The sequence below is a fragment of the Kribbella albertanoniae genome (genome assembly GCF_004348455.1).
GTDB lineage: Bacteria > Actinomycetota > Actinomycetes > Propionibacteriales > Kribbellaceae > Kribbella > Kribbella albertanoniae.
This window is the reverse complement of record NZ_SMKA01000489.1, coordinates 1-2,328: the sequence shown is the minus strand read 5'-3', so window position 1 is coordinate 2,328 and position 2,328 is coordinate 1. Positions and strand designations below refer to the sequence as shown.

Here is a 2,328-nt window from a genome sequence, read left to right as displayed (position 1 = left end):
CCCTTGTCCCGCCTGACCTCCAAACCCCTCACCAGAGCCCACGTCGTCCACCCCACCCAAACCCATCTCATCGGCACCACCCACGTAGAACCAGCCATCAGCTGGTCCGCACCCCCCGCCGAAAGACGCCCCTCAAACGCCACCCCGTTCACAGTTCCCCGGCGACCGTCCAGCAGTTCGAACGCCGACAGCGAGCAGCCGTCGGATGCATCGGCGCATGGACCTGCACTCAGGCGAGGTCACACTCGTCGTCGAGTCTGGCGCCGGCGCCACACCTGGTGGGGCCGCCTCGACCTGTCGCATCCGCTGACCGAGCTGCGTTACAGATTCAGCCATCCCGCGTACGGCGTCACGGCCGCGATAGGCCTAGGAGTAGCAGTGGTCCTAGGCCTGGGCCTCGCAGCCCGCGCAGTCCTAGGCGAATCCGACACCCCCACCGCCACCGCCACCGAGGCATCCACCCCGGCATCCAGCCCGGCGACCACCCCGACCGCCGGCGTCACAGTTCCTGCCAGCCCGCGCACCCAGGCCAGCTCGCCGACGCCGACCCCTCCAGCCCGCACAGCGCCCACACCGCCGGGCACCACGAACCCCGCGACCCCGCCGCCTCGGCGTTCCAGCTCCGGCCGATCCGTGGCTGACTGGCTCGCCACCCTGCGCGCGCTGGATGCCCAACGTGCACAAGCATTCCGGACCCTCGACGCCACGACCCTCGACAAGATCTACGTCCCCGGCAGCCCACCCTGGCGATCGGACCGCGCCCTCCTGGCCGACTACCGCAAGCAGCACATCCACATCCAGGGCCTACGAATCCAGATCGACAAAACCACCATCGTCCGCCAAACGGTAGCCACAGTGATCCTCCGTACGACGGACCACCTGGTCGCCGGTCATGCAGTCGACGAATCCGGCATCAAGACCCCACTACCGCCTGGCACCCCAAGCACCCGACTCATCACTCTCACCGCCACACCCACGGAGCGAGCGTCAGCATCGGCCAACTGGCGCATCAGCTCGATCACACCGGCTTGAACAGCCACTCGCATGCATTGTCGAGCCGCGTCGGCATGCCATCTCGAAGCACGCCGGCCCGATTGCAGGGGGAATGGTGACTGCCGGCGGGCAGGACCAGCAACGCTGTCAGTCGGTCCTGCTTTTCTCGATTCACTGAAAAGGTAGTGAGTGAATCGGTCCGCCAAATACCGTCTCGCCCGTCACGCGGTAATCGATAGCTTCGGGAAGGACATTGGATGAGTTCGGTACGCAGGAGAGTCGGCGGTGGGCTGATGGCGCTCGCCGGCGTCGTCGCAGTCGGAGCGGTCAGCGCCACACCGGCCCATGCCGCCTACAGCGACTGCAGTTGGGGCAAGGTCTGTGTCTGGGACGGCTGGAATGGCTCCGGAAACCGCTGGGAGGTCCCCAACTGCGGATGGAACAAGATCCCGGTCTATATGAATGAGCTGGTCAGCTCCGCGAAGACCCACGGCAACGCCATGCGCCTCTACGACGGTGGGGCCGCCGTATACGTAGGAAACTTCAAGCCCTGGATGGAGTCGAACCTCGCATCGTACGAGGACGACCGCGCCTCGTGGGTCTGGGTGGATTGCTGACCTTGCGGCCCAGCTGAACGACGCGCGCCCGGCTCACCCGCGGCCACACCGGCGGCGGGTGATCTGGCAATAGCTACGCGGCAGGGGGGAGGTTGGCAAATCCGCTCGCGGTGGCAGACGCAGACCACAGCGCCGGCGGACGCCCGGCTCAGGCAACCACTGCTGAGGACTTCTGCCGATCGCGGTGCTGGGTGGCTGCCGAGGGCCGATTGGGGTGCTGTAGGCGGTTGTCCTCGCTGCTGGGGAGTCCTACCCCCCGAAAACGACGGGTAGAACTCCCCAGCCCCCGCAATAGCCAGCCGAACGCCGAACCCCGTACACCTGCTGGGGACCCCGGACACGTCATCAGATGTCCGGGGTCCCCAGTTGGTGACCGCAGTACACCCGGATCACCTGCGCGCGGGGCAGCAGGCCGCCGTACTCGCAACGTCCGAAGGACACGCGGGCCTGGTGTGCGGATCGTCGGACGTTGGGACGGGCAGGACACCCACACATCAGTCAGGAGAGTGGGATAACCCTTCATCTGGGGGGGGTGCCCATCGAAAATTTCCCCGGGCAACCCCTCACCTCGACAGACAACCCGTTGGTCCCAGGCGACTGCATGTCGGGCGCCGACCTCGCCAACCAGCTCCGCCACAGGCCGCCCAGCCATCGTGTGTCAGCTGGTGAAGGCGGCAGCTACTGCGTCGGGGGCGGTGGGGTGGGTGAAGGTGAAGGA

At 66.7% G+C, this 2,328-nt stretch carries 2 protein-coding genes; both read left to right on the top strand.

The features are described 5' to 3' along the window. The first annotated feature begins 378 nt into the window (after positions 1 to 378). On the top strand, positions 379 to 1,032 hold the full coding sequence (locus E1261_RS44430) for a hypothetical protein (protein WP_132416353.1): 654 nt from the start codon (positions 379 to 381) through the stop codon (positions 1,030 to 1,032). 218 nt (positions 1,033 to 1,250) lie between these two features. Beyond that, positions 1,251 to 1,610, top strand: a complete 360-nt coding sequence (locus tag E1261_RS44425; RefSeq protein WP_132416351.1) for a peptidase inhibitor family I36 protein — start codon at positions 1,251 to 1,253, stop codon at positions 1,608 to 1,610. Positions 1,611 to 2,328: the final 718 nt, after the last annotated feature.